This window comes from Ochrobactrum sp. PL_is483, assembly GCF_055816855.1.
Map to the genome: position 1 here is coordinate 1 of NZ_JBVPGS010000031.1, position 22,391 is coordinate 22,391.

Annotated in this window: 26 protein-coding genes and 1 tRNA gene; 20 read left to right on the forward strand and 7 right to left on the reverse strand. The window is 60.8% G+C overall.

Annotated features, from left to right (window positions below):
- Nucleotides 1–198 precede the first annotated feature (198 nt).
- The 3 genes from AC0TNJ_RS07510 to AC0TNJ_RS07520 form a co-directional block, all read right to left on the reverse strand.
- Nucleotides 199–816, reverse strand: a complete 618-nt coding sequence (locus tag AC0TNJ_RS07510) for a class I SAM-dependent methyltransferase (RefSeq protein ID WP_473770736.1) — start codon at nt 814–816, stop codon at nt 199–201.
- An 8-nt stretch (nt 817–824) separates the two neighbouring features.
- Nucleotides 825–1,493: an RluA family pseudouridine synthase gene (locus AC0TNJ_RS07515; protein WP_473770737.1), complete on the reverse strand. Its 669-nt coding sequence runs from the start codon at nt 1,491–1,493 to the stop codon at nt 825–827.
- A 107-nt stretch (nt 1,494–1,600) separates the two neighbouring features.
- Nucleotides 1,601–1,690, reverse strand: a tRNA-Ser gene (locus AC0TNJ_RS07520).
- A 351-nt stretch (nt 1,691–2,041) separates the two neighbouring features.
- Here AC0TNJ_RS07520 and rplU point away from each other — a divergent pair.
- From rplU to rlmH, 10 genes are all read left to right on the forward strand, one after another.
- A complete protein-coding gene (gene rplU / locus AC0TNJ_RS07525) occupies nt 2,042–2,470 on the forward strand; it encodes a 50S ribosomal protein L21 (protein ID WP_122001569.1) in 429 nt (142 codons plus the stop codon).
- A gap of 25 nt (nt 2,471–2,495) precedes the next feature.
- Nucleotides 2,496–2,765 carry a 50S ribosomal protein L27 gene (gene rpmA / locus AC0TNJ_RS07530; RefSeq protein ID WP_002964927.1) on the forward strand — a complete coding sequence of 90 codons (270 nt, stop codon included), beginning with the start codon at nt 2,496–2,498 and terminating at the stop codon, nt 2,763–2,765.
- Between the two features lie 183 nt (nt 2,766–2,948).
- Entirely contained in the window at nt 2,949–3,644 is a 696-nt protein-coding gene (locus AC0TNJ_RS07535; protein ID WP_473770738.1) for a GNAT family N-acetyltransferase, read from the forward strand.
- Between the two features lie 66 nt (nt 3,645–3,710).
- Nucleotides 3,711–4,262, forward strand: a complete 552-nt coding sequence (locus AC0TNJ_RS07540) for a GNAT family N-acetyltransferase (RefSeq protein WP_473770739.1) — start codon at nt 3,711–3,713, stop codon at nt 4,260–4,262.
- Between the two features lie 152 nt (nt 4,263–4,414).
- Nucleotides 4,415–5,440: a GTPase ObgE gene (gene obgE, locus AC0TNJ_RS07545; RefSeq protein WP_473767394.1), complete on the forward strand. Its 1,026-nt coding sequence runs from the start codon at nt 4,415–4,417 to the stop codon at nt 5,438–5,440.
- A gap of 39 nt (nt 5,441–5,479) precedes the next feature.
- A complete protein-coding gene (gene proB / locus AC0TNJ_RS07550; protein WP_473770740.1) occupies nt 5,480–6,616 on the forward strand; it encodes a glutamate 5-kinase in 1,137 nt (378 codons plus the stop codon).
- An 11-nt stretch (nt 6,617–6,627) separates the two neighbouring features.
- Nucleotides 6,628–7,911, forward strand: a complete 1,284-nt coding sequence (locus tag AC0TNJ_RS07555; protein ID WP_473770741.1) for a glutamate-5-semialdehyde dehydrogenase — start codon at nt 6,628–6,630, stop codon at nt 7,909–7,911.
- Between the two features lie 6 nt (nt 7,912–7,917).
- Nucleotides 7,918–8,577: a nicotinate-nucleotide adenylyltransferase gene (locus tag AC0TNJ_RS07560; RefSeq protein WP_473770742.1), complete on the forward strand. Its 660-nt coding sequence runs from the start codon at nt 7,918–7,920 to the stop codon at nt 8,575–8,577.
- A 222-nt stretch (nt 8,578–8,799) separates the two neighbouring features.
- Nucleotides 8,800–9,171: a ribosome silencing factor gene (gene rsfS, locus AC0TNJ_RS07565; RefSeq protein ID WP_122001575.1), complete on the forward strand. Its 372-nt coding sequence runs from the start codon at nt 8,800–8,802 to the stop codon at nt 9,169–9,171.
- Between the two features lie 51 nt (nt 9,172–9,222).
- Complete coding sequence (gene rlmH / locus AC0TNJ_RS07570; RefSeq protein WP_122001576.1) at nt 9,223–9,705, forward strand: 23S rRNA (pseudouridine(1915)-N(3))-methyltransferase RlmH; 483 nt, start codon at nt 9,223–9,225, stop codon at nt 9,703–9,705.
- Here the strand turns inward: rlmH and AC0TNJ_RS07575 are convergent.
- Nucleotides 9,693–10,226, reverse strand: a complete 534-nt coding sequence (locus AC0TNJ_RS07575; protein ID WP_473770743.1) for a dihydrofolate reductase family protein — start codon at nt 10,224–10,226, stop codon at nt 9,693–9,695. The genes rlmH and AC0TNJ_RS07575 overlap by 13 nt on opposite strands.
- A gap of 50 nt (nt 10,227–10,276) precedes the next feature.
- On the opposite strand from AC0TNJ_RS07575, the gene AC0TNJ_RS07580 reads away from it, so the two are divergent.
- Nucleotides 10,277–10,861, forward strand: a complete 585-nt coding sequence (locus AC0TNJ_RS07580; RefSeq protein ID WP_473770744.1) for a TetR family transcriptional regulator — start codon at nt 10,277–10,279, stop codon at nt 10,859–10,861.
- A gap of 63 nt (nt 10,862–10,924) precedes the next feature.
- Here the strand turns inward: AC0TNJ_RS07580 and AC0TNJ_RS07585 are convergent, their stop codons facing one another.
- Nucleotides 10,925–11,557 carry a LysE family translocator gene (locus tag AC0TNJ_RS07585; protein WP_122001580.1) on the reverse strand — a complete coding sequence of 211 codons (633 nt, stop codon included), beginning with the start codon at nt 11,555–11,557 and terminating at the stop codon, nt 10,925–10,927.
- A gap of 236 nt (nt 11,558–11,793) precedes the next feature.
- On the opposite strand from AC0TNJ_RS07585, the gene AC0TNJ_RS07590 reads away from it, so the two are divergent.
- From AC0TNJ_RS07590 to AC0TNJ_RS07620, 7 genes are all read left to right on the forward strand, one after another.
- Entirely contained in the window at nt 11,794–12,180 is a 387-nt protein-coding gene (locus AC0TNJ_RS07590) for a VOC family protein (RefSeq protein WP_473767388.1), read from the forward strand.
- Nucleotides 12,181–12,249: 69 nt separating this feature from the next.
- A complete protein-coding gene (locus tag AC0TNJ_RS07595; RefSeq protein WP_473770745.1) occupies nt 12,250–13,569 on the forward strand; it encodes a murein hydrolase activator EnvC family protein in 1,320 nt (439 codons plus the stop codon).
- A 2-nt stretch (nt 13,570–13,571) separates the two neighbouring features.
- The gene (locus AC0TNJ_RS07600; RefSeq protein WP_075042061.1) at nt 13,572–14,900 is read left to right on the forward strand and encodes a S41 family peptidase; all 1,329 of its coding nucleotides are present in this window, start codon (nt 13,572–13,574) and stop codon (nt 14,898–14,900) included.
- A gap of 7 nt (nt 14,901–14,907) precedes the next feature.
- Nucleotides 14,908–16,125, forward strand: a complete 1,218-nt coding sequence (locus AC0TNJ_RS07605; RefSeq protein ID WP_473770746.1) for a divergent polysaccharide deacetylase family protein — start codon at nt 14,908–14,910, stop codon at nt 16,123–16,125.
- Between the two features lie 23 nt (nt 16,126–16,148).
- The gene (locus tag AC0TNJ_RS07610; protein WP_473767385.1) at nt 16,149–16,673 is read left to right on the forward strand and encodes an RNA pyrophosphohydrolase; all 525 of its coding nucleotides are present in this window, start codon (nt 16,149–16,151) and stop codon (nt 16,671–16,673) included.
- A gap of 102 nt (nt 16,674–16,775) precedes the next feature.
- Complete coding sequence (locus AC0TNJ_RS07615; protein ID WP_075042058.1) at nt 16,776–17,030, forward strand: GlsB/YeaQ/YmgE family stress response membrane protein; 255 nt, start codon at nt 16,776–16,778, stop codon at nt 17,028–17,030.
- Between the two features lie 70 nt (nt 17,031–17,100).
- Nucleotides 17,101–17,745: a YoaK family protein gene (locus AC0TNJ_RS07620; RefSeq protein WP_075042057.1), complete on the forward strand. Its 645-nt coding sequence runs from the start codon at nt 17,101–17,103 to the stop codon at nt 17,743–17,745.
- A 49-nt stretch (nt 17,746–17,794) separates the two neighbouring features.
- Here AC0TNJ_RS07620 and AC0TNJ_RS07625 read toward each other — a convergent pair whose 3' ends face one another.
- The gene (locus tag AC0TNJ_RS07625) at nt 17,795–18,676 is read right to left on the reverse strand and encodes a LysR family transcriptional regulator (protein WP_075042056.1); all 882 of its coding nucleotides are present in this window, start codon (nt 18,674–18,676) and stop codon (nt 17,795–17,797) included.
- A gap of 134 nt (nt 18,677–18,810) precedes the next feature.
- On the opposite strand from AC0TNJ_RS07625, the gene AC0TNJ_RS07630 reads away from it, so the two are divergent.
- Nucleotides 18,811–20,307, forward strand: coding sequence for a CoA-acylating methylmalonate-semialdehyde dehydrogenase (locus AC0TNJ_RS07630; protein ID WP_473770747.1), 1,497 nt, complete (start codon nt 18,811–18,813; stop codon nt 20,305–20,307).
- Between the two features lie 494 nt (nt 20,308–20,801).
- Here the strand turns inward: AC0TNJ_RS07630 and AC0TNJ_RS07635 are convergent, their stop codons facing one another.
- Complete coding sequence (locus tag AC0TNJ_RS07635) at nt 20,802–21,149, reverse strand: DUF3088 domain-containing protein (RefSeq protein WP_473770748.1); 348 nt, start codon at nt 21,147–21,149, stop codon at nt 20,802–20,804.
- Between the two features lie 185 nt (nt 21,150–21,334).
- On the opposite strand from AC0TNJ_RS07635, the gene AC0TNJ_RS07640 reads away from it, so the two are divergent.
- Nucleotides 21,335–22,354, forward strand: coding sequence for an NADP-dependent oxidoreductase (locus AC0TNJ_RS07640; protein WP_473770749.1), 1,020 nt, complete (start codon nt 21,335–21,337; stop codon nt 22,352–22,354).
- Nucleotides 22,355–22,391: the final 37 nt, after the last annotated feature.

Here is a 22,391-nt window from a genome sequence, read left to right on the forward strand (position 1 = left end):
GTAGCTCGTCAGGCTCATAACCTGAAGGCCGCAGGTTCAAATCCTGCCCCCGCAACCAACGATCCAAAACCCCGTTGCCCACGCAGCGGGGTTTTTGCGTTTCCAGAGCAAACATGACACCAGCGGACAATGACGCCTTTCGTCGGCATGAACCGGATCAGAGCGACCAGACCCTGCGATAGTGCCACGGCTTGATCCTCAGGTGAGCTTGGCCTTCACAAACACATCATAGCGCGTGCTTTTCCCGAGTATCTGATGAGAGGGCTTGCGCAGCCCGTGCATGGGTTCGGCTCGCAATGGCCATTTCAACACCACGCGGTACTGCGCGGCCTCCAGCGCCACCTGCATCAGTTTTTCGGCATCCGGATCGGTGCCGACGATCTCGCGGATCTGGCGCATTTCCTTCTTGACGAGTGCGCTGTTGCCGCGCGGAGGGTGCATTGGGTCAACCAGCACGACCTGGGGCTTCAATTTGGGCAGGAGACGGCAGGAATCGCCATGCAGCAATGTCATGCGCCCGACAGTTTCCGCATAGCGACCGCCTTCAGCGCTTGCGCGCGCCAGTCCGTCGGCCAGAAGACCATGCATCTTTTCGGAGCGTTCTATCAAGGTTACCTTGGCACCGAGTGATGCCAGCAGAAACGCATCCCGGCCAAGCCCTGCCGTCGCATCTACAATTTCAGGCATAACATCGCGCGTCAATCCGGCCGCCTTGGCTAGCGCCTGTCCGCGACCTTCGCCAGAGCGAAACCGGTGGCCGACGGCACCTCCGACGAAATCAACGACCAGTTCCGACGTATCGATTTTCTGCGACATGGATGCTCTCAGAACGGACAGGGCGCGGTGAACGTCAAGGCGCTGCCATCGGGATGGCGGAAAGCCAGTTCTTCCGCATGCAGCAGCAGACGGTCCGCAGCGGTCAGCGCTTCGCCTTCGGCATAGAATTCATCGCCGAGGATCACATGCCCCAGCGCCTTCATATGCACCCGCAGCTGGTGCGTACGGCCTGTCAGCGGACAAAGCCGCAGTCGGGTTGTGCGCTCGTCCCGGTCCAGAACCTGCCAGCGTGTCTGTGCGGGCTTACCGTGATCGCGATCGATACGATGCCGCGGCTTGTTGTCCGGATCGATTGCCAAGGGCAGGTCGATCAGTCCTTCGTCTTCCTCAATATGTCCCCAGACCACGGCTACATAGGATTTCTGCGTTGTCCGGCCCTCGAACTGTGAGGCGATGGCGGCATGCGCCTTGCGGTTGAGTGACATGAGAACAAGGCCTGACGTGTCCTTGTCGAGACGGTTGATCATTTGAGCCTGTGGAAACTGCTTTTGAACTCGTGTCGCGAGACTGTCCGCCAGCGCGGGGTGGCGTCCCGGTACAGACAACAAGCCGCTTGGCTTGTCCAGCACGAGAAACCCCTCATCGCGATGAAGAATCGAGACATAGGGTTCCAGCGGGGGATGATAGATGGGAGACACAGCGGATAACACACTCATGATCTCTTCTAGCATGTTTTTCGTCAGGCGGAGAAGTTCGCGCTCATGTCTGCGGCGGCAAATGACATGCTATCCACCGTCGGGTTGAATCAGTGCAGGGAAGCAAATGGCGGAGAGGGAGGGATTCGAACCCCCGATGGAGTTGCCCCCATGCCGCATTTCGAGTGCGGTGCTTTCAACCACTCAGCCACCTCTCCGCGTTGTGCAGCACTGAAAAACGATCCTTGAAGAATCGCTCAGTAACAAGCATCAATAACGAATGCCGAGCGTGCAGCGGCTCAATAACGGGCCAGCGCCGATTAGACAAGAGCTAATTTGCATTCCGTTGTGAAAATTCTTGACTTTTCTGCCGCTTCGAACCTATAAGCACCAGACCTTGGGCGTGGGGTGATCCGCGCCTATTGTTTTGATTGCAGATTTCGGGCTTTTCCGGGGCTGCGATCAAGGGCAAAAGCCCGCTCATCAACCGACTGATAAAAAGACGGCCCATCACTTCGACGCCAATGTCGCGGAATGAGAGCCGGACCGAACAACCGAAAGGACAACAAATGTTCGCAGTCATCAAGACCGGTGGCAAGCAGTATCGCGTTGCCGCAAACGACCTCATCAAGGTCGAAAAAGTTGCTGGCGAAGCCGGTGACATCGTAGAATTCGCAGAAGTCCTGATGGTCGGCACGACCATTGGCGCCCCGACCGTCGCCGGTGCCCTCGTCACCGCCGAAGTCGTCGAACAGGGCCGTGCCCGCAAGGTCATCGCGTTCAAGAAGCGTCGCCGTCAGAACTCGAAGCGCACCCGCGGTCATCGTCAGGAACTGACGACCATCCGCATCTCGGAAATCCTCACCGACGGCGCAAAGCCTTCCAAGAAGGCCGCCGAGAAGAAGGCTCCGAAGGCAGACGCCGCTGAAGGCGAAGCCGCAAAGCCGAAGAAGGCAGCGCCCAAGAAGGCCGCAGCCAAGGCCGAGTCGGCTGAGTAAACAGAGAGATTAAAGGAGAACACCAATGGCACACAAAAAAGCTGGCGGTTCCTCGCGTAACGGTCGCGATTCAGAATCCAAACGCCTTGGCGTGAAGAAGTTCGGCGGCGAAGCTGTGCTCGCCGGCAACATCATCGTGCGCCAACGCGGCACGAAGTGGCATCCGGGCGCCAATGTCGGCCTCGGCAAGGACCACACGATTTTCGCAACCGTAAACGGCTCCGTGTCTTTCCGCACGAAAGCCAACGGTCGCACGTACGTGTCGGTTAACCCGATCGCGGAAGCAGCAGAGTAAGCCGGGCACTCTTTAAAGCACCGGCGTCCCATCGGACCCGGTGTAAATGGCAGCCTAGCCAAAAGATCGAAGGGAAGATGGGGCCACCCATCTTCCCTTTTTGCATTTGAGCGCATCTCGAAAAGTGTGAAGCGGTTTTCAAACAAGGTGCGCGTCAAATGAAACGCTCTGGAGGAACGAAAAATGGTTGTCGAAGTTCTGGAAGAAGATTGTTACGACGCAAGCAGTAGCGAAAGAAGAGACAGTTACGCCGATCTGTCGCCCGGCGCGGCAGGTGAAGCAGGCCCCGATCTGAGCCCCGATCTGAGCGTAGATCTGGCCTACGAGTTGGATTGTCCCGTCCTCGTCACTGAAAGGCTGGTGCTGCGCCCGCCGCATGTCGAAGACGTGGATGCGATTTCCTATCTTGCCAATAACGCCCGCGTCTCCAGTATGCTTGCCCGTATGCCGCATCCATACACGCGTGAAAACGCCGTCGATTTTGTCGAACGCGTGCGAAAAGGCGAGATGGGCAATTGCATCTACGCCATCACGCAAGCGGAAACCGGCATCTTCATGGGCTGCTGCGGCATCCATGCGCATAAGCATGGTGAGGGGCTGGAAATCGGTTACTGGCTGGGCGAACCCTATTGGGGCCACGGCTTTGCCACCGAGGCCGCGCATGCGTTGATCGACCTGGCTTTCCGCGCAACGGAAATCGAGCGGCTGCATGTCTCGTGCCGCGCCAGCAATGGCGGCTCGCGCCGGGTGATCCACAAATGCGGCTTCCAGTTCAGTAGCATGGGCATGGCGGATTCGCTTGCCGCAGGCAATGTGCCGGTGGAGCGCTATGTTCTCGACCGCCGCACCTGGATCGGGCTGAGAAGCTGGCAGTCGTAAGATAAGCAGCGGTCCTGCGTGAAGCCCTTCCGGCTTGCGCAGGACCGATAATCACCGGGGAATGAAATGATGGATACGCACGCAATCGCCCGCGACAGGATCGTGGTGCGCGCGCTCGAAAAGGGCGACCTGCACCGCTACCGGGCCATAAGACTAAGCGGTTTGCAACTTGCGCCGATGGCTTTCGGTTCGAGTTTCGAGGAAGAAAACGCCTATTCGGACAGCGTCTTCGCGCGCCGTCTGGAACAGGTGGACGGCAATGTGGTTTTCGGTGCCTTCGACGGCGAAAACCTGCTGGGAACGGCAGGCATGTTCCGCCATGATCGCAAGTCCGAGCGCCATCGCGGTACGCTCTGGGGCGTCTATGTGGCTCCCGAAGTGCGCGGGCTGGACCTCGGCAGGGCTCTGGTCGGCAAGGTCATCGATCACGCGGCCAACCATGTCGTCGTTCTGGATGCCAAGGTGGTCGCGACCAACGAAGCCGCCAAACGCGTCTATTATGCGCTTGGCTTCAAGACTTACGGCGTCGAACCCAAGTCGCTCTACGTTCAGGGCCAGTATCTGGATCAGGAATTGATCTATATCGATTTCACCGATCCTGAACGGAACTCGAAATAGGCATAAACCGGCTTCCTCGACTGTTTGCAGGAAGCCGGTTTTGCTGTAATTGCAACACACCACAGGCGGGCGCGCCCCGCCTGTAACGATATCAGGGCGCGCGCCGCCCCAAAGTCTGCCGCAGCGCGGGCATCCAAGAAGGTTACGTTCAGATGAAGTTTCTCGATCAGGCAAAGATCTATATCCGCTCCGGCAATGGCGGGGCGGGGGCGGTTTCGTTCCGCCGCGAGAAATTTCTGGAGTTCGGCGGTCCCGACGGCGGTGACGGCGGACGCGGCGGCGATGTGTGGGTGGAGGCCGTCGACGGCCTCAACACGCTGATCGATTATCGCTACCAGCAGCATTTCCGGGCCAAGACCGGCATGCACGGCATGGGCCGCAACATGACCGGCGGCAAGGGCGACGATATTGTCCTCAAGGTGCCGGTCGGCACGCAGATTTTCGAAGAAGACGACGAAACGCTGATCTGCGACATCACCGAAATCGGCCAGCGCTATCGTCTCGCAAAGGGCGGCAATGGCGGTTTCGGCAATCTGCATTTCACGACCTCGACCAACCGCGCGCCGCGCCGCGCCAATCCTGGACAGGAAGGTATCGAGCGCACCATCTGGCTGCGCCTGAAGCTGATTGCCGATGCCGGTCTGGTCGGCCTGCCCAATGCGGGAAAGTCCACTTTCCTCGCAAGCGTGACAGCGGCAAAGCCGAAGATTGCCGATTATCCTTTCACCACGCTGCACCCCAATCTGGGCGTTGCGCGTGTGGACGGGCGCGAGTTTGTCATCGCCGATATTCCGGGCCTGATCGAAGGGGCGAGCGAAGGCGTCGGCCTTGGCGACCGCTTCCTCGGCCATGTCGAGCGCACGCGCGTCCTTCTGCATCTGGTGTCGGCGCAGGAAGAAGATGTGGCCAAGGCCTACAAGGTCATTCGCGGCGAGCTGGAAGCCTATGAGCACGGTCTTGCCGACAAGCCGGAGATCGTGGCGCTGTCGCAGATCGATACACTCGATCCGGAAGCGCGCAAGGCCAAGGTCAAGGCGCTGAAAAAGGCATGCGGGCGCGATCCGCTGCTGCTTTCGGCGGTCAGCCATGAAGGTCTGAACGATGCGTTGCGCCAGCTCGCTGCCGTCATTGACCAGAGCCGCGCCGCAGAGGCCGGTACGGCGCAGGCCGAAGAATAAGCGTCGGATTTTATTTTGGATGCGGCGAGGGGGATGAACATGCTGAAGAAACTGAAAGATTATCGCCGCATCGTTGTCAAAATCGGGTCCGCCCTTCTGGTGGATCGCGCAAGCGGCCTCAAGCGCGACTGGCTGGAAAGCCTGGGGCAGGATATTGCAGCGCTGCATCACGCAGGCGTTGAGGTGCTGGTGGTCTCGTCCGGTGCCATTGCGCTTGGCCGCACGGTGCTGGGCCTGCCGAAGAAGGCGCTGAAGCTTGAGGAAAGTCAGGCTGCTGCCGCTGCCGGCCAGATCGCGCTCGCTAAGGCCTATGCCGATGTGCTTGGCGGTCATTCCATCCGTTCCGGCCAGATCCTTGTCACGCTTTCCGATACCGAGGAGCGCCGCCGCTATCTCAATGCGCGCGCCACCATCGAGACGCTGTTGAAGCTGAAGGCCGTGCCGGTCATCAACGAGAACGACACGGTGGCAACCACCGAAATCCGCTATGGCGACAATGACCGTCTGGCCGCGCGCGTGGCGACGATGATGGGCGCGGACCTTCTGGTCCTGCTGTCGGATATTGACGGGCTTTATACGGCCCCGCCGCACAAGAACCCGGATGCGCAGTTTCTGCCATTGGTCGAAACCATCACGCCGCAGATCGAGGCCATGGCAGGCGCTGCGGCGTCGGAATTGTCGCGCGGCGGCATGAAGACCAAGCTCGACGCGGGCAAGATCGCCAATGCCGCCGGGACCGCGATGATTATCACCTCGGGCACGCGTTTCGGCCCGCTTTCGGCCATTGACCGCGGCGAGCGCGCAACGCTGTTCGAGCCGACGCGTGCGCCGGTCAATGCGTGGAAGACGTGGATTTCCGGCAATCTGGAACCGGCTGGCCGGTTGACGGTGGATGCCGGTGCGGCCAAGGCGCTGAAATCCGGCAAGTCGCTCCTGCCTGCGGGCGTGAAGGAAATCGACGGTCAGTTCGAGCGCGGCGATACGGTTGCGGTGATGAACGAGGACGGGCGCGAGATCGCCCGCGGACTGATCGCCTACGATGCCGAGGATGCGCGCAAGATCGCAGGCCATAAAAGCGATGAGATCAGCGAAATTCTTGGCTATGATGCGCGCGCGGCGATGATCCATCGCAATGATCTGGTTGTGCGCGCGGCCAGCAATGCGGAAGCGGTGTAGGGGGAGAGGACATGCTGACCAAGGCAGATACGGCAAACGACATTGCTGCCGTGATGGCGGAGGTGGGGCGCAGGGCGCGCGCCGCCGCCGCCCCCCTTGCCATCGCCACCACCGAACAGAAGAACAGGGCGCTGATTGCCGCTGCTGACGCGCTGCTGGAAGCGCGGGCAGATATTCTGGAAGCCAACAAGCTTGATCTTGGCCATGCGGAAAAGAACGGCATGGCGGCATCCTTCATCGACCGGCTGACGCTGGATGACGGCCGGATCAAGGCCATTGCCGACGGTATCCGCGCTATTGCTGCCCTGCCTGATCCGGTGGGCGAAGTGATTGCCGAATGGGATCGTCCGAACGGCTTGCATATCGAGCGCGTGCGCACGCCGCTTGGCGTGATCGGCGTCATTTACGAAAGCCGTCCCAATGTAACCGCCGATGCCGGGGCGCTGTGCCTCAAGGCGGGCAATGCCGTCATCCTGCGCGGCGGTTCGGATTCGGCGCATTCGTCGGCTGCCATTCACAAGGCGCTGGTCAGGGGGCTTGAAGCGGCGGGTCTGCCTGCCGATGCGATCCAGATCGTGCCGGTGACGGACCGTGCCGCTGTCGGCGAAATGCTGAAAGGTCTTGGCGGCGCGATTGACGTGATCGTGCCGCGCGGCGGCAAAAGCCTCGTCGCGCGTGTCCAGTCGGAGGCGCGGGTGCCGGTCTTCGCGCATTTGGAAGGCATCTGCCATCTTTATATCGACAAGTCCGCCAATCTCGACATGGCGCGCAGAATTGCGCTCGACGCCAAGATGCGGCGCACCGGCATTTGCGGTGCTGCGGAAACGCTGCTCGTGGATCGCGCCGCGGCTGCGACGCATCTCGCGCCGATCCTCGGCGATCTCGCCGCCAAGGGCTGCGAAATTCGCGGCAGCGAAGAGGTGAGGGCGCTCTATCCGGCGGCAAGGCCTGCCACGGAAGAGGACTGGTCGACCGAATATCTCGATGCGATCATTTCCGTTGCGCTGGTCGATGGCATTTCGGGTGCAATCGAACATATCAACCGCTATTCCTCGCATCATACGGAAGCGGTGGTCGCGGAAGATGCGGCAGCGGTTGCGCGATTCTTCAACGAGATCGATTCGGCCATACTCCTGCACAATGCCTCGACGCAATTTGCCGATGGCGGCGAGTTCGGCATGGGGGCGGAAATCGGCATTGCCACCGGCAAGATGCATGCGCGCGGGCCGGTTGGCGTCGAGCAACTGACCTCCTTCAAATACCGCGTGCGCGGAAGCGGTCAGGTTCGTGGTTAGTTTCGGATGAAGTTCGGTTTCGGGCTTTCCGCATTGAAGGAAAAATATCCGGGTGTCAGTGCGCATTATCTGCGCATGCCCCATGTCGAAAAGGGCATGGCGGTGGGGCTGTTCGGCGGCTCGTTCAACCCGCCGCATGGAGGCCACGCGCTGGTGGCGGAAATCGCCATAAGGCGGCTGAAGCTCGACCAGCTCTGGTGGATGGTGACGCCCGGCAATCCGCTGAAGGACAGCCGCGAACTGGCGCCGCTCGCCGACCGGCTGAAGCTGAGCGAGGCAGTGGCCAAAGACCCGCGCATCAAGGTGACGGCGCTGGAGGCGGCTTTCAATGTGCGCTACACGGCGGATACGCTGGCGCTCATCCGCGACGCCAATCCCGGCGTTCATTTCGTCTGGGTGATGGGGGCGGACAATCTCGCTTCCTTCCACCGCTGGCAGCGCTGGCGCGAGATTGCGCAGAATTTCCCGATTGCGGTTATCGACCGGCCGGGCTCGACGCTCGCCTATCTGTCGTCACGCATGGCGCAGACATTTTCCGACGGCCGCATCGACGAACAATATGCGCCCATGCTGGCGCGGCGCACGCCCCCGGCCTGGACCTTCATCCATGGGCCGCGTTCGTCGCTGTCCTCCACCGCCATCCGCAAGACCCGTACCGTATCTTGATGGTTTCCTGATAATTTCTGCAAGATATGCGTATGACGGGCAAAGAAACTGAAAAAGTGAACAGGTTGGAAAAGCTGTCACTCTTGAAACAAAACAGGGACTCTGCCTATTTTAGAGCGTGTGGTGCTTACAACTGCCACACTGCGTTGTTCTGTTGAGAAAGGGAATACACTGAGAACAGCAATTGAGAAGAAGGCTCATCACGCGCCTTCAACGGTCAGGATGGACGAGTCCAATCTCGTGTCCCAGACCTTCGACGCGGCCTTGGCCAGTCTCGAAAACTCCAAGGCGGAATCCATCATCCCCATCGACATTCGCGGAAGATCAACGATCGGCGATTTTATGATCGTCGCGTCGGGTCGCTCGCATCGCCATGTGACGGCGGTTGCCGACCATCTCATGCAGGCCCTGCGTGAAGCAGGCTGCAAGGACGTCAAGGTCGAAGGGCTCGAAAGCGGCGACTGGGTTTTGATCGATACGGGCGATATCATCGTTCATATCTTCCACCCGGAAATCCGCGAATTCTATAATCTCGAAAAGATCTGGCTGGACGACGATTTCGACGCCGACAAGGCGCTGGGAACCGTTCACTGACTTTCGAGCGAACCTTGCAGGCGGTGCGCTGCCTGCCTGATTGAGAGCGTCATGCGTGTGAGTGTTTTTGCCGTGGGCCGAATGAAAGCCGGCCCCGAACGGGAACTGGTCGAGCGTTATTTCGACCGATTTTCGAAGGCTGGTCCGCCTTTGGGACTGGAATTTGCCGGTGTGAGCGAAATTCCCGAAAGTCGGGGCCAGACGGCGGATCTGCGCAAGGCTGAAGAAGCCCAGCGCATCCACGAAGCGCTTGACAATGGTGCGGCGCTGATCCTGCTGGACGAGCGTGGCAAGGCGCTCGGATCGGAAGCTTTTGCGGATCGCATCGGGCGGATGCGGGACGACGGCAAGCGCCAGCTCATCGTCGCCATTGGCGGGCCGGACGGCCACGATCCGGCCTTGCGATCACGCGCCGATCTCGTTCTGGCGCTGGGCGAATTGACGTGGCCGCACCAGATCGCCCGCATCCTGATTGCCGAGCAGCTTTATCGCGCCGCCACCATTCTGGCAGGCCATCCCTATCATCGGTCGTGAAATGCGTAATGCAGGCGGACGCAGCCGCGGTCAAGCGTCTTCGCGCTGAGGAGGACGGGGCTTGCCTTGAAGCCGACAGCCGGAAACAGCGGTATGCCGCCGCCGATCAGTTCCGGCATGAGGTAAATCTCGATTTCATCCAGCGCCCCGCGTTCCAGAAACGCCATCTGCAACTGGCCGCCGCCAAGCATCCACACATCGCCATCATCAAGCGCACGCAGTTCCGTGATCAGCGCATCGATATCGTGGCGGATTTCAAGCGGGGCCTTCGGATTCTCGATGGGGCGCGAGGTGACGACAATACTTCTCTGGTCGCCATAGGCCCACGGCTCATCGCTCTGCGCGACGAAATCATAGGTCGCGCGGCCCATGACCACGGTGCGGATCGACTTGATGAAGCTGCGATAGTCATGCTCGCCCAGATCGGCGTCTCCATATTTGAACAGCCAGTCGAGATTTCCGTTCTCCGCCGCAATGTAACCGTCGAGACTGGCGGCGATGTAGCCGACAATTTTCGCCATGATGAACTCTCCTGTTGATTTATAAATGAACATACGTTTATATATTGTCCATGGCAAGAACGAAATCCATATCCGATGAGGCGGTGCTCGACCGGTTGATGACAATGGTCTCGGAGGCTGGCCCTGAGGGCCTCACCTTCGCGCGGGCGGCGAAGGCTGCCGGGCTTTCTGCGGCCACACTGGTCCAGCGTTATGGCAACCGGGAAGCCATGCTTGAGGCGGTGCTGCTGCGGGCGTGGGACAGGCTCGATGCGGCAACGCGCGCAGCCGATGAAAATGCGGCCCCCGGTCCGCAGGGGGCTGTCGATCTGTTGATGGCGCTGATGCCATCCGATGCCGCTGAATATAATGCGACGGACGGGCTTCTGCTGCTGCGCGAGGATATTCGCAATCCGGTGCTGCGGGCGCGGGGCGCGGCGTGGGGCATCGATCTGGCCCATGCGCTGGGGCGCAGGCTTTCAGGCGATGCGGAAAAAGCCGAACGGCTCGGCTGGCAGATAGCCAATATCTGGCAAGGCGCGCTTATATGGTGGGCATTCAGGCGCTGCGAACCGCCGGAAACGGCCATCCGGCGCGCCCTGACAGAATGGCTGGAGACGGTTCGGTGTGCCGTTTCGCTCGATCACCGTTCGTAACGCTCTTCATTTCCTCGACAAAAAGCGGCGCGGAAGCCGCTTCGCGCTTTTGCTGGAAATGCTCTAATTCCGGTTTCCAAGCGCGAGACGGCAGGCAAGTCCGGTGAAAACCGATGCAAGAAGGAATTGTGGCAGTCGGGGAAACCGGTTCATCGCGGAGAGGCGGGCACGAACATGGCTTCCCGCTACAATGACGGTTCCGTTGACCAGGAAGCCGATTATGTTCAGGACGGTTGCCAGCAGGATCATTTGAAGGAGCACCGATCCGCCGGCGGGATCAACGAACTGCGGAAAAAGCGCCAGAACGAACAGCGCCATTTTGGGGTTGAGCAGATTTGTCGCCAGACCTTCGGTAAAAATCCGTTTGCCTGACAGTTTTTGCAAGGGTGTCAATGAGGAGACGCTGGCTCCTTTTGACCGGATTGTCTTATAGGCGAGATAGAGCAGATAGGCGCAGCCAGCCCAACGAACGATTTCATAGGCAATGGGCACGGACAGAAACAGTTTTGACAGGCCAAGCCCGGCGGCGATGGCGTGGCAGTAGGTACCGGCTGCGATGCCTGCATAGGTTTGAAAGCCAGCAGATCGCCCCTGACTGACACTGCGGGAGGCGATGAGAAGCATGTCCGGTCCCGGCGTAGCGGTCAGCACCAGCGAGGCGGCGGCAAAGAGCATGAGGATGGAAAAGTCCGGCATGGGAGTTCCTTTTGGAAGTAAAGCCGGGATTCCTCTTTACCATAACCTCGCCCAATAACAACAGGCACCCGCTCCCTTCGCGCGGGCGGCGAAGGTTGCCGGGCTTTCTGCGGCCATCCGGCGCGCCTGACGGAACGGCTGGAGGCAGTCTTACCTTCCTGACGGCCTTCCCGAATTCTGTTGTGCGATTCTGCGCTGCTTTGTAGGCTTTGCCCGCAAACAGCAGGAGAGACCTCATGCGCGTCGCGCAACTGGATCATGTACAGCTTGCCATGCCGCAAGGCGGAGAAGAGCAGGCGCGCGCATTCTATGGCGGGCTGCTCGGCCTACCGGAAGTCCCGAAGCCGTCGAATCTCGCCGCCCGTGGGGGCTGCTGGTTCGAGCGCGGCGCTTTGAAAATCCATCTGGGTGTCGACCCGGCTTTCGCGGCTGCGCGCAAGGCGCATCCGGCATTCCTGATCGATGGTCTTGATGAGCTGGTCGATATTCTGTCCGGCGCCGGTTATCCGGTCAGCGAGGATGAGCCGCTAGAAGGCTATAAGCGCTGCTATGTTTCCGATCCTTTTGGGAACCGCATCGAATTGATGGAACGGCTGGCGGCTGATGCCGGTCGTTATGGTTGATGGTTCGTTAACGGGTTCGGGCTAGTTTCGGCTCTGAATTTAGCCTTGTTTCGTCCTGATAGAACACGAATGTACCCTGTACGCCTTTTCAAAAGACCAAGATTACTTGCATCCGCGCGGGCTGGCCTTGTCGTGGCCGGGCTGTTTGCCTGCGCGCCGGTTCATGCGCAGGACGCCTTGCAGCAGCAGCGCGATCAGGCGGCAAGCGACTATGAAAAGCTCAGCAACGAACTCACCGTTACCGGCGACAGGCTGAAACAGCTTGAGGACGAGGTGGCCGGGCTGAAGAAGGATCAGGCCACCATTACCGCCGCGCTGATCCAGTCGGCCAAGACCGACAAGAAGCTGCAGCAGGATATTGCCGATATTGCCGACAAGCTGACCGCGCTGCGCGAGCAGGAAGACGGCATCCGCGCATCGCTCAGCGCACGGCGCGGCGTTCTGGCCGAAGTGCTGGCCGCGTTGCAGCGCATGGGGTTGAACCCGCCTCCCGCCATTCTGGTGCGGCCCGACGATGCGCTCGCCTCGGTGCGCAGCGCCGTGCTTCTTGGCGCCGTGGTGCCCGAAATGCGCGAGCAGGTGGAGGAGCTGACCGGCGATCTGAAAGACATGCAGCAGGTCACCGCTTCCATCGGCCAGGAGCAGGAAAAGCTGAAGACGACGCGCACGGTCCAGGCGGAAGAGCAGAAACGGCAATCACTTCTTCTTGAGGAGAAGAAGAAACTGCAGGCGCAATCGGAACAGGAAATCGAGGCGCAGCGCAAGCGTTCGGAAGAGCTTGCGGCCAAGGCAGGCAGCCTGAAAGACCTCATCGACGGGCTCGACAAGCAGATGGCAGGCGTGCGCGATGCAGCCGAAGCGGCCCGCAAGGCGGAAGCCGATCGCCTTGCCGCAGCAAGGGAAAAGGCCGGGGAAGCCGCGCCCGATGACACGCATCTGCGCCCGCAGATCGATTTTGCCTCCTTGCAGGGCAAGCTTGCCTTGCCTGCGGCGGGTAAGACGGTGCGCCGCTACGGCGAAAGGGACGGCGTCGGCGGCTCCATGATGGGGCAAGTGGTCGAAACCTTGCCCTCTGCCACGATTACGTCACCTTCCGATGGCGTGATACTTTACGCGGGCACATTCCGTTCCTACGGGCAGCTCTTGATACTCGATGCAGGCAATGGATATCATGTCGTCATGGCTGGCATGGGGCGAATCGACGTATCGCAAGGCCAATTTGTACTTGCGGGAGAGCCGGTCGGCGCAATGGGAGAAAAACTTCTCGCAAGTGTTGCACCGATAGAGGTGGGCAATGGCGCGCCATTGCTTTACATTGAATTTCGAAAGGATGGAAAACCCGTCGATCCCGCTCCGTGGTGGACCGAACGGCTTTCTGGAAGGACGTGAAAATGATGCGTAAACTGTCGCTGCTGTTCGCCGGGGCCCTTCTGGGGGCGTCAGCCATGGTGATGGTCCAGGGCGCGCCGGCTTCCACTGCTTTCGCGGCAGGGAAAGATAGCGATGTCTACAAGGAACTGGCCCTTTTCGGCGATATTTTCGAGCGTGTGCGCGCACAATATGTGACGCCGCCCGACGACAAGAAGCTCACCGAAAGCGCGATCAACGGCATGTTGACCTCGCTCGATCCGCATTCGTCCTATCTCAACCCGGAAGCCGCGCAGGACATGCGCGCGCAGACCAAGGGTGAGTTCGGCGGTCTGGGCATCGAAGTGACGATGGACAACGATCTCGTCAAGGTCATTGCGCCGATCGACGATACGCCCGCTTCCAAGGCCGGCGTGCTGGCAGGCGATCTCATCACCAAGATCGACGGGCAGGAAGTGCGCGGGCTTTCGCTGAACGACGCCGTGGACAAGATGCGAGGCGAAGTGGGTTCGCAGATCGAGCTGACCATCCAGCGCGAAGGCGCCGACAAGCCGATCACGCTGAAGATCGCGCGCGCCGTCATCAAGGTGAAGGCCGTTCGCTACCGCGTCGAGAACGATGTGGGCTATCTGCGCGTCATCTCGTTTACCGAACAGACGTCCGACGACCTGAAGAAGGCGATCAAGGATATTCAGGACAAGATTCCGGGCGACAAGCTCAAGGGCTATGTGCTGGATCTTCGCCTCAATCCGGGCGGGCTTCTCGATCAGGCGGTCGCCGTGTCCGACGCCTTCCTCGACAAGGGCGAGGTGGTTTCGACCCGTGGCCGCGATCCGCAGGACGTGACCCGTTTCGATGCGCGCAAGGGCGACCTGACCGACGGCAAGCCGGTCATCGTTCTCATTAATGGCGGTTCGGCCAGCGCGTCGGAAATCGTTGCCGGTGCGTTGCAGGATCATCGCCGCGCCACCGTGCTCGGCACGCAGTCCTTTGGCAAGGGCTCGGTGCAGACGATTATTCCGCTTGGCGAAAATGGTTCGCTGCGCCTCACCACCGCGCTTTATTACACGCCGTCGGGCAAGTCGATCCAAGGCAAGGGCATCACGCCTGATATCAAGGTCGACCAGCCATTGCCGCCGGAACTGAAGGGTGAGGACGTCGTGCGCGGCGAATCCGAACTCAAGGGCCACATCAAGGGCAATGCCGAAGACGATAACGGCTCCGGTTCGTCGGCCTATGTCCCGGCTGAACCGAAGGACGATATTCAGCTCAATGAAGCCTTCAAGCTCCTGCGGGGCGAAGTGGCCAATGCCGCATTCCCGCCGGACCCGAAAAAGGGCGTATTGAACTGATCGCTCCATGCTTGACCTGAACAGCCCGTTAGGACTGGACAAGAAACCGCAAAAGCGCGGGGGCTTACGCTCCCGCGCTTTTCGTTCGTCCGTGAAGGGTCTGGCCATCGTCGCCGGGCTTTGCCTTGCCGGGGGCGCGGTGTTCGCCATCTGGCAGACCAATCAGGCCGGTTTCCGCAAGACCGAAACCGCCGCCGTGGAACCGGCGCAAACCGAAGCGCCCGCCGTCAAGCCAGAGGTGAAGCCTGCGACCGGCAACACGCCGCCGCCCGGCAGCGCATTGCGCGGGGCGAGCGGTCAGCCGGGACCGGCCATCATCAAGGTGACGCCGGACACGCCGCCCGGTATGCCAAATGTCGCTCCGGGTGCGGAAGGCAACGTGGTCGTGGTGCAGAACACGCATCGCTCCGGGCAGGACCAGCGCGTCGCCCATCTGCCCGAACCGGCGCTGGTCGAGCAGAGCCCGACCGGGCCGCTTCCCCAGCGCGGCGCGGATGGCCTGCGCCCGATGGATGCCTATGCGGTCGGCTGGTCCGGCGCGCGCGGCGCGCGGATCGCGCTTGTCATTGGCGGTCTCGGGCTGTCGCAGACCGGCAGTATGGAGGCGGTCGACAAGCTTCCGCCGGAAATAACGCTCGGTTTTGCGCCGCAGGGCAACAGTTTGCAGCGCTGGATGCAGGCCGCACGGCAAAACGGTCATGAACTTGTGCTGCAATTGCCGATGGAGCCGTTCGATTATCCGCGCGTCAATCCCGGCCGCAATACGCTGACGGTGAATGACGGGGCCAGCCAGAATCAGGCTTCCCTGCTGTGGGCGCTGTCGCGCATGACCAATTATGCCGGAGTGATGAACTATATGGGCGCGCGTTTCACAGCCGAGACGGAAGCCTTTTCACCGGTGCTGGGCGAGATCGGCAGGCGCGGCCTTTATTATCTGGATGACGGCACATCGGCGCGCAGCCAGGCCGACCGGATTGCCGAAAGCGACGCGGTGCCTTTCGCGGCGGCGGACGTGCTGATCGATGCGGCGCAGGAGCGCGGCGCAATCCTCGATCGTCTGGATGAGCTGGAACGGATAGCGCGCGCCAATGGCAGCGCCATCGGCACCGGCTCGGCCTTTGCCGTGACGGTCGATGCGGTTGCCGCATGGGCCAATGAGATCAAGAAGCGCGGCATTGAAATCGTGCCGGTTTCGGCGCTGGTCCGCGATCCCGAACAGCAGTAGATTTTCATATCATGGAGAATGTCATGTCGAAGCACAAAGGCCCTGTCGACCCGGAAAGCCTGCCTTACCGTCCCTGTGTCGGGCTGATGGTGCTGAACAAGGCCGGTCTGGTCTGGGCTGGCCGGCGCATCGTCATTCCGGGCGACGAGATGGACGGTGCGACGCAGCTCTGGCAGATGCCGCAGGGCGGTATCGACAAGGGCGAGGAGCCGGTCGAGGCGGCCATCCGCGAGCTTTATGAGGAAACCGGCATGAAGTCGGTCTCGCTGCTCGAAGAGGCGTCGGACTGGATCAATTACGACCTGCCGCCGCATCTGGTCGGCGTGGCACTCAAGGGTAAATATCGCGGCCAGACGCAAAAGTGGTTTGCCTATCGTTTCGAGGGCGACGAGAGCGAAATCGCCATCAACCCGCCGCCCGGCGGCCATACCGCCGAATTCGACCGCTGGGAATGGAAGCCGATGGCCGAGCTGCCGGGGCTGATCGTGCCTTTCAAGCGCAAGGTTTACGAGGACGTGGTTGCTGCTTTCCGGCATCTCGTGGCCTGATTTAACGGGGGAGGTGTTCGTGCCCCCTTGTGCCTTCCGCGAACATATAGTCAACTCGCATCAGGCGCGCCGGACGGCGTGTTTTGAGAGGGAGAAAAACGCATGGATGTTGGAAGTCTTCTCGTATTTCTTTTTGTGGGTCTTATCGCTGGCTGGCTGGCAGGCAAGGTCGTGCAGGGCGGCGGTTTCGGCCTGATCGGCAATATTATCGTCGGCGTGATCGGCGCTTTCTTTGCGGGCTGGTTGCTGCCGCGTCTCGGATTTTCCGTCGGCGGAGGGATTATCGCCGCAATCGTCAACGCCTTTATCGGCGCGGCCATCCTGCTTGTTATCCTGCGCATCATCAAACGCGCCTGACCTGCAAATATTTCTCTGAACAGGCCCGGCTTCCCGAAAGCCGGGTTTCTTCATTGCGAAGTTCAATCAGATGACACCGAATTCCAAACTGTCGCTCGGGCTGATTCTCACCGCATCGGCCGGTTTCGTCGATGCGATTGCCTTCCTGCAGCTTGGCGGTTTTTTCGCTTCCTTCATGAGCGGCAATACGACCCAGCTCGGCACCGCGCTGGCCGGACAGCCGGGACCGCAGGGCGCGGTGCTGGTGTGGTTTCCGGCCATCCTGATCGTGCTGTTTTTTGCCGGAGCATTCTTCGGCACGCTGACGGTGCGCGCCCATGGACGCCGGGGCAGCCTTTATGTGATGGCGAGCGTCGTGGCGATATTGCTGCTGGTCGGCGTGCTGCGGCGGGAGGGCGCGCTGCTCATCCAGCCGGTGCTGCTGCTTGCCGCCGCCATGGGAGCGCAGAATGCGGCGGTGCAGCCGATAGGCGCGGCGCGTCTTGGCGTGACCTATGTGACCGGCACGCTCTTCAACGCCGCCGCCGATCTTGCCTGTTCGCTGCGCGGCGAAACGCCGAAATGGCGCTGGCTCCAGCATGTGGCCGTGTGGCTTTCCCTGATGCTTGGCGCTGTCGGCGGCGGTCTTGGACACTATTTCATCGGCCTTGACGCGCTGTTCGTTCCGGCTGCGATGATTGTGGGCGTCATGGTCGCCTATATACGGCTCAATTGATTTAGCATGATCTGATCCGAAAACCGCTTCACACTTTTCGGGATCATGCTCAGCTGAAAAGCGATTTTTCGCTTTCCACCAGTTCGGAAATCAGGGCCGAAACTGCCGTCACGCGCCGCAATGTGCGGGCGGATTCGTGATAGGCAAGCCAATAGGCGCGGCGGATCACGCGGTCAGGCAGGACGGGGACAAGGTCAGGATCGGCGCGGGCGATAAAGGCGTGAAGAATGCCGATGCCCGCACCGGCGCGCACGGCCTCGACCTGTCCCAGAGCACTCGACACTTCAAAAGCCGGTTTCCAGTCGCGGGAAATTTCCGGCGCATAGGCGAGCGACGGATTGATGACCAGATCCTCCACATAGCCGATCAGCCGGTGCCGGGCGAGGTCTTCCGGGCTTTCCGGCGTGCCGTTTTCTGCCAGATAGCGCCGATGCGCATAGAGGCCCAGCGTATAATCGACGAGCCTGCGCGCAATCAGCCTGCCTTGTTCCGGGCGTTCGACCGTGATGGCGATATCCGCCTCGCGGCGCGACAGCGAAAAGGAGCGCGGCACAGGCACAAGCTGGATGGTGAGGTCCGGATATTTCTGGGTCAGCCGCGCCAGCCGGGGCGCCAGGAAATTGACGCCGAACCCGTCCGGCGCGCCGATGCGCACCGTGCCCGACACGGCAATGTCCGCATTGCCGACATGGGCGCGGGCGGCAAGCATTTCCGCCTCCATGCGCTCGGCGGCAAGCAGAAATTCCTCGCCCGCCTGCGTCAGCGTCGAGCCATTGGTGCGGCGTGTCAGAAGCGTGGTGGAGAGCGCCGTTTCCAGCGCCGTCAGCCGCCGCGCGACGGTGGTGTGGTTGAGGCCAAGCCGTTTGGCCGCTCCAAGAATCTGGCCAGAGCGGGCGACGGCCAGAAAAATGCGAATATCGTCCCAGTTCATGGCGGCACACTAGCATAAAAATGCACAACGGATACGCTTTTCAGCGCCTTGCAATCACGAATTTGCAGAGTCAAGATGGCGGCAACGATGGGGGCGCCTGCGCCCTCCAAAGCGATCATCAGGGAGGTTCTTCGATGCGCAATATCGGACATTTCATCGGCGGCAAGCATGTGGCAGGCAAGAGCGGCCGCACGGCGGACGTCTTCCAGCCGCTCGACGGCTCGGTGCAGGCCAAGGTGGCGCTCGCCACCAAGGAAGAAGTGCGCGCCGCCGTCGAAAACGCCAAGGCGGCACAGCCGGCCTGGGCGGCGACCAACCCGCAGCGCCGGGTTCGCATCCTGCGCAAGTTCATCGAACTGGTCGAAGCCGAATATGACAGCCTCGCCGAATTGCTGGCCCGCGAACACGGCAAGACCATCGCCGACGCCAAGGGCGACATCCAGCGCGGCCTTGAAGTGGTGGAAGTCTGCCTCGGTGCGGCGCATATGCTGAAAGGCGAATTCACCGACAATGCCGGTACCGGCATCGACACCTATTCCATGCGCCAGCCGCTCGGCGTCGTGGCAGGCATCACGCCGTTCAACTTCCCGGCCATGATCCCGCTGTGGAAGGCCGGCCCAGCGATTGCCTGCGGCAATGCCTTCATCCTGAAGCCGTCCGAGCGCGATCCGGGCGTGCCGATGCGCCTTGCCGAACTGTTCATGGAAGCCGGTCTTCCGGCAGGCATTTTCAACGTCGTCAATGGCGACAAGGAATCGGTCGACGCGCTGCTCGATGATCCCGACGTGCAGGCCATCGGCTTTGTCGGCTCCACGCCGATTGCGCAATATATCTATGGCCGCGGCTGCTCGAACGGCAAGCGCGTGCAGTGCTTCGGCGGCGCGAAGAACCATCTTCTCATCATGCCGGATGCCGACATGGACCAGACCGTCGACGCGCTGATCGGCGCAGGCTACGGTTCGGCTGGCGAGCGCTGCATGGCGATCTCGGTTGCGGTTCCGGTCGGTGAAGACACCGCCAACCGCCTGATGGAAAAGCTGATCCCGCGCGTCGAAGCGCTGAAGATCGGCACCTCCACCGACAATTCCGCCGATTACGGCCCGCTCGTCACCAAGGCAGCGCTCGACCGCGTGCGCGGCTATGTCGATCTCGGTGTGGAAGAAGGCGCGAAGCTGGTCGTCGATGGCCGTAACTTCAAGATGCAGGGCTATGAAGACGGCTTCTACATGGGCGGCTGCCTGTTCGACCACGTGACGCGCGACATGCGCATCTACAAGGAAGAAATTTTTGGCCCCGTCCTCTCGGTCGTGCGCGCCAAGAATTACGAGGAAGCGCTGGCTCTGCCGAACGATCATGAATATGGCAACGGCGTTGCTATCTTCACCCGTGACGGCGATGCTGCCCGCGATTTCGCCAGCCGCGTACAGGTCGGCATGGTCGGCATCAACGTGCCAATCCCGGTTCCGATCGCTTACTACACCTTCGGCGGCTGGAAGGCTTCCGGCTTCGGCGATCTCAACCAGCATGGCCCGGATGCATTCCGCTTCTACACCAAGACCAAGACCGTCACTTCTCGTTGGCCGTCCGGGGTTAAGGATGGGGCAGAGTTCGTCATCCCGACGATGAAGTAACCCCGAACGATTCCCTACGTTTGCGCGTCCTCGCTTCGCTGCGGGCGCGCGGCTGGGGTTGAGGATGGGGCAGAGTTCGTCATCCCGACGATGAAGTAACCCCGGACGATTCCTTACGTTTGCGCGTCCTCGCTTCGCTGCGGGCGCGCGGCTGGGGTTGAGGACGGTGCGGAGTTCGTCATCCCGACGATGAAGTAAGCATTGCGCCAATCACCTCGTCCTTCGATGAACTCAGGATGAGGTGATTGGCAGCCTTACTGCCCCCCAAGCGAAACCCCGCCGTTGTGGCGGGGTTTTTGTTTGTATCCGGGCATCAATAAGGGCGCAGAGTTGGTCATCATCGCCAATGAAGCAGGCGGCACGGCGTCTGTCCCCTCATCCTGAGGAGGCGCAAAGCGCCGTCTCGAAGGGCGAGGTGAGGGTCCCCCACCCGCCAATGCCCAACGTCATCTTGAGCCTATCAAGGGGTCGAAGGATGGCTGTGGGGCGGGCTTTCAGGGATGCAGGGGCGGAAATCCATGCCGTTCTGTCAGGGCAGCCAATATCTTGTGCGGGTCGGCAATCAGCGAACGCCCTTCATACATGCCGGTCTCAAATTCGGAGCGGTCGCCATCCTTCACTATCAGCAAAGGCAGGCTTTGATTGTCCTCGCCTGCCAGCGCTATCACGCCCTTGCGCGGGCGCTGCCAGTCGATGCGCTCAATGTCCAGACCGCTGCCCAGCGCCGGAAACGAAGCCAGCACGCCTTCGATGAGCGCACAGTGCCAGCAATAGAATGTCTGGCCGGGATAAGCCGGATCTTCAAAACCGGGCTTCAAGAGAAAAAGCTTGTCCTGTTTCATGGCCGTTATCCCAATGCTTGAGTAATTTGTAAAAGTGATGAAGCGCAAAAATCGCTGGTTTTGGAACAGCTTTCCAAGCCAGATGCCTGCAATCGATATATAGCTTGATTCCCGATTGCAAAAGCTCAACTTTTCCGTTTCACGCCCTAAATAAGCTCGAAGCCCGATCATCAGGAGTTCCGTTCATGAGCGAAAAGATCAATCGCCGCATCGTGCTGGCGTCCCGTCCCGAAGGTCGCCCCACAGCGGAAAACTTCCGGCTGGAGGAAGCGGCAATCCCCAGCCCCGGTGATGGCGAGGTTCTGCTGCGGCTGCGCTATTTGTCGCTCGACCCCTATATGCGCGGGCGCATGAGCGCGGGCAAGTCCTATGCGGCGCCGGTGGCCATCGGCGATGTGATGGAGGGCGGCACGGTCGGCGAAGTGGTTGAAAGCGGGAGCGCGGGCTTTGCTCCGGGCGATGTCGTGCTGTCCCATTCCGGCTGGCAGGATTACGCGGTCGCCGATGCCTCGACCTTGCGCAAGCTCGATCCGAAGGAAGCGCCGGTGACGACGGGGCTTGGCGTTCTCGGCATGCCGGGCTTTACCGCCTATTCGGGCCTCCTCACCATCGGCCAGCCGAAACCGGGCGAGACTGTCGTGGTGGCGGCGGCAACCGGCCCGGTCGGTTCTGCCGTCGGGCAGATTGCCCGGATGAAGGGCGCGCGCGCCGTCGGCATTGCAGGCGGGGCGGATAAGTGCAAGGCGTTGATCGATGAGTTTGGCTTCGATGCGGCCATTGATCACCGCAGCCAGAATTTCGCGGCTGAACTGGCGCAAGCCTGTCCTGACGGCATCGATGTCTATTTCGAGAATGTCGGCGGCAAGGTTTTCGATGCGGTGTTTCCGCTTCTGAACCAGTTTGCGCGTGTGCCGGTCTGCGGCCTGATCGCGCAGTATAATCAAAGCGGGCCGTTCGACGGGCCTGACCGGTTGCCGCTGGTGATGCGGGATGTTCTGTCGAAAAGCCTCACCATTCGCGGTTTTATCCAGCGTGATTTCGCCGATCAGAGGCCAGCCTTCCACCACGACATGGTGAAGTGGATTGCCGATGGGCAGGTGCGCTATCGCGAAGATATTGTCGATGGGCTGGAAAATGCGCCGAAAGCCTTCATTTCCCTGCTGGAAGGCGGCAATTTCGGCAAGCTGATCGTGAAGCTTGCATGAGACTGCAATAAACTACTTGCAGAACGGCCTGTTGAGC